At 62.5% G+C, this 6,758-nt stretch carries 5 protein-coding genes; all 5 read right to left on the bottom strand.

Going from position 1 to position 6,758, the window contains the following annotated elements; genetic code table 11:
- Positions 1–143: 143 nt before the first annotated feature.
- Complete coding sequence (locus tag OXT71_06570; protein MDE2926045.1) at positions 144–1,253, bottom strand: DUF4143 domain-containing protein; 1,110 nt, start codon at positions 1,251–1,253, stop codon at positions 144–146.
- Between the two features lie 192 nt (positions 1,254–1,445).
- A complete protein-coding gene (locus tag OXT71_06565) occupies positions 1,446–2,438 on the bottom strand; it encodes a polyprenyl synthetase family protein (protein MDE2926044.1) in 993 nt (330 codons plus the stop codon).
- 61 nt (positions 2,439–2,499) lie between these two features.
- Positions 2,500–3,318, bottom strand: coding sequence for a TatD family hydrolase (locus OXT71_06560; GenBank protein ID MDE2926043.1), 819 nt, complete (start codon positions 3,316–3,318; stop codon positions 2,500–2,502).
- A 19-nt stretch (positions 3,319–3,337) separates the two neighbouring features.
- Complete coding sequence (metG, locus tag OXT71_06555) at positions 3,338–5,266, bottom strand: methionine--tRNA ligase (protein ID MDE2926042.1); 1,929 nt, start codon at positions 5,264–5,266, stop codon at positions 3,338–3,340.
- 6 nt (positions 5,267–5,272) lie between these two features.
- Entirely contained in the window at positions 5,273–6,511 is a 1,239-nt protein-coding gene (gene larC / locus OXT71_06550; GenBank protein MDE2926041.1) for a nickel pincer cofactor biosynthesis protein LarC, read from the bottom strand.
- Positions 6,512–6,758 lie beyond the last annotated feature (247 nt).

Here is a 6,758-nt window from a genome sequence, read left to right as displayed (position 1 = left end):
ATTTCCAATCGCCCAATCTTTGTCGCCAAGTTGTCAGTCAGGAGTTCGGCGATTGGAAATCGCCGCTCCAGTTCGGCGGTTAGGAAACCGCCGCTCCCCATGATGAAGGGGGGGACAAGAATTTCCCCTTCCGGGTCATTGCATCATTCGGTGATCGTATCGGTCCACAATCGATCCAGAAACCGCTCCCACGGCAGGATCCAGATGCCGTCGGCGGTGCGCCGGGGAGCGGCCGCGTTGCAGACGACGACAGCCCGGCGGGGCCGGTGTTCGTCGATATACGCACGAATCGGGCGGAGGTCTCGGGGACCGGGATTAGCGCCACCCTTGACCTCGATCGCAACCGCGCCCTCGCGTCCCAGGACGAAGTCGCATTCCAGTCCCGACTTGGTGCGCCAGAAGCGAATCGGATACTCCTGCTCGCGATAGGTGCGATAGGCCAGCAATTCCATCAGCACGAAATGCTCCAGGGCGCGTCCGAATCCCGGTCCTGAGGCGGATTCGACTCGGCGCCCGGTGAGGTGGCCGGCCACGCCGACATCGAAGAGGTAAAATTTCGGGGCTCGCACGATGACGGCGCGAGAACGGCGCCGCCGGAACGGCTCAACGAAAACGCCGAGCAGAGTGTCGACGAGGATCTGAAAGTATTCCCGGACGGTCTTGGAGTCGACGCCGCAGTCTCTCGCTATGTTGCTGTAGTTCAGCAACTCTCCGTGGGAGAATGACAGCGCATCGAAAAACCTTGAGAACGCGGCAGTGTTCCGCGTCAACCCTTCGTCGAACACCTCCTCCTTCAGGTAGTCGTCCACGTATCCGGCGAGCAACCGCCGCGGATTCGGCGTGTCGTAGTGCTGCGGAATCAAGCCTCGGCGGAGCGCGCGCAGCAGTTCGAACCCGGGAATCTCGGGCCAAGCCAGGGGATGAATCCCGAAACGCCAAGCCCGTCCTCCCAACAGGTTCGCCCGCCCGCGCTTCAGCTTCCTGGCACTGGACCCGCAGAGCACGAAGCTGAGACCGTCGTCCTCGATCAGGCGATGGACCTCGTCGAGCAGGGACGGCACTTTCTGCACTTCATCGATGATGATAATCCTGGCGCGTGTCGCCTCATCCAGCGCCCTTATCCGTTCCGAGAGGATCCAAGGCGCCCGAGTGAACTCCAGCATCAGGCGGGTATCGAGCAGGTCGAATCGCGCGGAATGCGGGAATCGCCGACGCAGCAATGTCGACTTTCCAGTCTTGCGGGGGCCCCACAAGAACGCTGAGTGCCCGCGTGGCAGGTCGATGTTGAGGATTCGAGTGTAATGCGCCAAATCGTAAGTAATTCCGAAAAGGTTAAACTAATTCGGAATATACTCCGAAATAGTTTAACAGTCCAGAGTGCTCCGCTTGGCTTCATTCCGGTTCCGGGCCGGTGATGAAGAGGGGACAAGAATGTCCGGTCCTCCTCAGTTGTTTCGATCCAGGACGAAGTCGGGCACCTGGAGAAGGGCGTCCCGGTAGATGGAATCGGGAAAGACCGCAAGCGCATCCCTGGCCTGCTGGGCGTAGGCTCGGGCCCGAAGCTTCAGTTCGTCCAAAGCTCCGTACTTCCAGACCAGACCCAGGATCTCCTGCTTGTTGGCATCGCTGAAATCGTGCTGGAGGATCACCTGCCGGACAAAGTCCTTTTCCGCCCGGCGGGCACGGCGAAGCATGAAGATGATGGGAAGCGTCATCTTTCCCTCTTCCAGGTCCTTGAGGACCGGCTTGCCCATGTCCTTCTGGGCGGAGGTGTAGTCGAGCTGGTCGTCCACCAGTTGGAAGGCCATCCCCAGGGACCGGCCGTAGAGGGCGAGACCCTCCTCCCGAGCCGGATCCATGTTGCCCAGAATCGCTCCCAGGCGGCCGCAACCGGAAAAAAGATACGCCGTCTTGTAGAGACTGATCTGCGACTGCTGTGGCTCCGTGATGTCCATGCGCCCCTCCAGCTCAAGCTGCAGGAGCTCTCCCTCCACCATCTTGCGGGTGATGTCGATGAGGATGTCCAAGATCCTCATCGACCGCTCCTTCATGGCGATCTGAAAAGAGGTCATGTAGAGCCAGTCGCCCATGAGGACCGTAATCTGATTTCCCCATTTGGCGTTGACCGAGGGCCGCCCGCGGCGGACGTCGCTGTTGTCGATGATGTCGTCGTGGACCAGCGTGGCGACGTGGATCAATTCCACCACCACACTCAAGCGATGCGCCGCCTCGGTACGGGCCCCGCACAGCTTGGAAGCCAGCAGCAGGACGGCCGGCCGGAGCCGCTTGCCGCCGCTCGTGTGCAGGTACCGGTTGATGTCGTTGACCAAGGGAATCGCGCTCTGGATCTCCGTATCGAGGCGGGTCTCCACCTCGGCCAGATCCGATTTCACCAGCAGGAAAATGTCCTTGAGAGTGAGCGGTCGGCTAGTCTGCACGTCCATTCCTGATCATACGGTCCCGGGAGCGCAAGGCAATCGGGGGAAAACTATATCAACGTCAATTTGAGACTGCCAATCGGCCCGGCTCCCGGTGGGAACCGGCGCAGAACAGTCTCTCGAAGTTTGAACGGGTGCTCTCACCCACCTGTTCCAGGGTCAGGGCGCGGACCCTCCCCAGTTCCCGCGCGACTTCCACCACCCGGGCAGGCTCGTTGGTCTTGCCCCGAAAGGGAACGGGGGCCAGGTACGGGGAGTCGGTTTCGATCAGGATCCGGTCCAAGGGCAAACGGCTCGCCACCGCTCGCAGCGAATCGGCCTTGCGAAAGGTGAGGATGCCTCCCAGTCCGATGAAAAAACCCCGGTCCAGGCAGCGCCGGGCGGTCGGCTCGTCGGAGGTGAAACAGTGGACCACGCCGTTGAGTCCATCTCCACTTGGGTACTTCTGCTCCAGAATCGAGCAGATCTCATCCTCGGCCTTCCTGGAGTGGATCACGATCGGTTTGCCTGCAGCCTGAGCCAGTTCGATCTGCGCCAGAAACGCCTCCCTCTGAGCGTCGGCATCAGAGTTCAGATAGTGGTAGTCGAGGCCGATCTCCCCCAAGGCCAGGGCTTTGGGATGCCGCAACAGATCGGCCAGTTCCGAGGCGATGCCGTCCGAGAAGCAACGGGCGTCGTGGGGATGAACGCCGAAGGCGGCCCAGAGTCCGTCGTAGCGGTCCAACAGGTTCAGCGTGGTCTCGGCGGAATGACGGTTCCCTTCCAGGCAACAGATGGTCAGAATCCGCTCCACTCCCGCCTGCCGTGCCCGGGACAGGACTCCCTCCAGGTCGGCCTGCAGGACGGGGGCATCGAGATGGGCGTGGGAGTCGACAAACACCGGGATTTCTCGAGCCCGCTCAGGTCAGAACCGAACCCGGGCGCACCTTTTCGGTGAAGGTGGCCAGAACCGGTTTTCCTCCGTCCGAAGCCGCCACGATCATTCCGTTGGACTCCACGCCCATGAGCTTGGCCGGCTTGAGGTTGGTCACAATGACGACCAGACGTCCCGGCAGCGACTCCGGCGAGTACTGCTCGGCGATTCCCGCCACGACTTGGCGGACCTCCGACCCCAAGTCCACCTTGAGCTTGAGAAGGCGGGTCGACTTGGGGATGGGCTCTGCGCTCACGATCCGGGCCACCTGCATCCTGACCTTGGCGAATTCCTTGATGTCGATGCGGGCATCGTCCCGGCCGGCGACCTTGCCGGCCGCGGTTTTTTTCGATTCGGCGCCGCCTGCGCGTCGATTCTTCACTTTCACGCGAAACTCCTTCTTTTCCAAACGGGGATAGATGTGACCCAACCGCCCGATGGAGGAACCGCTCTCCAGACCGGCCCACTCCATGGAGGGAATCCCATGATCTTCAAGGGGCCGCCGAATGCCGAGCTGGCGCAGTATGGAAGCCGCCCCCTCGGGAACGATGGGACCCAACATCACCGCGATCACTCGCAACGCCTCCGCGGCGTTGTACAGGACACTCCCGAGCTGCGCCCGGCGGTTCGGATCCTTGGCCAGAATCCAGGGTTCGTTGACCACCAGGTACTTGTTCACACGGCCGATCAACTCCCAGACGGCCTCCATGGCCTTGTTGATCCGGAGGTCCCCGAATCGATCCTGGTAGAGCCGCGCGGCCTCGTCACAAGACTTCCGGAGTTCCCGGCCCTTCCCGTCCGATTCTCCCGCGTCCGGAATGACGCCGCCGAAATAGCTGCGGACCATCTTCAGCGTGCGTTGGGCCAAATTCCCCAGATCGTTGACCAGGTCGCTGTTGACCCGTGTCCGCAGCCCGTCGAAGGAGAAGTTCCCGTCGGAACCCAAGGGAATCTCCCGGAGCAGGAAGTAGCGGAAGTAGTCAGTCCCGACCACGTTCAAAAGCTCGTCGGCGGTGATGAAATTGCCCTTGGACTTGGACATCTTCTCCCCTTCGATGGTCCACCACCCATGGCTCAAGATCCGCTTGGGGAGGGCCAGACCGGCCGCCATCAGAAACGCCGGCCAGTAGACCGCATGGAACCGAAGGATGTCCTTGCCGATGAGATGGACGTCGACCGGCCACCACTTCTCGAACTTCTCGTCGTCGGTGCCGTAGCCCATGCCCGAGATATATCCGGTGAGGGCGTCGAACCAGACGTAGAAGATGTGCTTCTCGTCGCCGGGGACCGGGATGCCCCAGCGAAATGAAGTGCGGCTGATGCTGAGATCCTGAAGACCGCCTTCGACGAAGCGGACCACCTCGTTCATCCGGGAGCGAGGGACCACAAAATCCGGGTTCTCCCGGTAGAACCGCAGCAGCTTCTCCTGGAATGCCGACAGCTTGAAAAAGTAGCTGTCCTCGGTCATGAACTCGGTGGGCCGGCCGCAGTCGGGACAAATCCGGCCCTCCGCCACATAGGACTCGCAGCCCACGCAGTAGTTGCCCTGGTACTGACCCAGATAGACGCTTCCGCTCTTCTTGACCGCCCGGAAGAGCTTGGCGACGGCGCGATAGTGCCTCTCCTGAGTGGTCCTTATGAACTCGTCGAAGTCCAGCCCGAGCTGCTCCCAGGTGCTTCGGAACTTGGCGGCATAGGTGTCCACCAGTTCCTGGGGCTCGATGCCCTGTTGCCGGGCCGACCGCTCGATCTTGAGACCGTGCTCGTCGGTGCCGGTGAGGAAGGAGACGTCGTCGCCGCACATCCGCCGGTAGCGGACGATGGCGTCGGCGATGACGGTGGTGTAGGTATGCCCCACGTGGGGCACGTCGTTGACATAGTAGAGAGGAGTCGTCAGGTAGAAGGTCTTGGACATGGCCCGCTACTTTGTCCCGGACGCCTTGCGGATCGCCATCTGTCTCAGGTTCTTCAACGGTAGACGGGTCTTTTCGGCGATCCTTTTCAGGTCTTCGTACTCGGGCCAGACGGTGACCGGCTCGCCGCGGAAGAGTCCCACCTTGACCCGTACCGTTCCGTGCCCGGTCTCCACCTCCCGGAACTCGCGCTCCAGGACCCAACGCCGCCACGGCTTCCAACGAATCCCCAGGGTCGTCGTCTCCCGGAAGATGAGACCCATCATGCGGTCCCGGTCCCGGGGCCGGCAAAGCACCGAGAGGTGGTGTCCGGGCCTTCCTTTCTTCATCTGCTGGGGTACGCAACGAACGTCCAGAGCTCCTTGACCCAGCGCGGCCTCCATGACGTAGCCGATGGCTTCGGGATCCAGGTCGTCGATATCGGCCTCCAGGACCAGGACCTCTTCGTCGCGCACTCCTTCGGCGGCTCCCGGGGAGGGCCGTCCCTCGGCGGTTTCACGGCCGAGAACCAGCCTCAACATGTTGGGAATTCCGGGCAGTTCCCGGTCTCCGGCTCCGAACCCCCATCGATCCAGGGTCCAGGCGGGGGTCGCAGCGCCGGGCGCCGCCAGCGAGGTGACGATGGCCGCTCCGGTGGGCGTGGTCAACTCGGCCTGCACGTCTCCCATGACCACGGGAAAGCCGCGAACCAGATGAGCCGTCGCGGGGGCGGGGACGGGCCAAGTTCCATGGGAGAAGGTCACGGTGCCGCTGCCCAGATTCAGGGGACTCGAGAAAAAACGGCTGGCGCCCAAATAGTGGATTCCGATGCAGGCGCCGACGATATCTACGATGGCGTCCACCGCCCCCACTTCGTGAAAGTGAACGTGCTCCACCGACTCCCCATGGACGGCCGCTTCGGCCCTGGCCAGCCGCCGAAACACCGACAGCGCCATCTCCTTGACCGGATCCTCCAGGCGGCTCTCTTCGATCAGCCCGTAGATCTGCCCTGGCGTGCGTCCATGGGAGTGACCATGGGAGTGCCCGCCATTTTCGAGTTCGACACGGAAATCGGTCCCCGAGAGTCCGTTCCGGTCGATCTTGCGGGCGCTGAGGCGATAGGGCTCCAGACGCAATGACGCGAGCCGCCGCCTGAGGTGTTCCAACGGGAGCCCCAGATCCAGCAACCCTCCCAGGATCATGTCCCCGCTGACGCCGTTGAAGGCGTCGAAGTAGAGGATGCGATCGCGGCCTCCGTCCGTGCCCATGCTGCACACAATAGCACGCCGGAAGGAGGGGCGATTTCCTAATCGCCCGGCTTGGCTCGCGTCTCCCGGCAGCGCAGGAATCGGCGGTTGGGAAACCGCCGCTCCTGGGAGGGCGATTTCCTAATCGCCCGGCTCAGCTCGCGTCTCCCGGCAGCGCAGGAATCGGCGGTTGGGAAACCGCCGCTCCTGGATGGGCGATTTCCTATTCGCCCGGCTCGGCTCGCGTCTCCCGGCAGCTCAGGAATCG

This window comes from Acidobacteriota bacterium (assembly GCA_028874215.1).
In the GTDB taxonomy this organism is placed as follows: domain Bacteria; phylum Acidobacteriota; class UBA6911; order RPQK01; family JAJDTT01; genus JAJDTT01.
The sequence above is the reverse complement of the archived record's forward strand: the minus strand, read 5'-3'. Positions and strand labels throughout refer to the sequence as shown.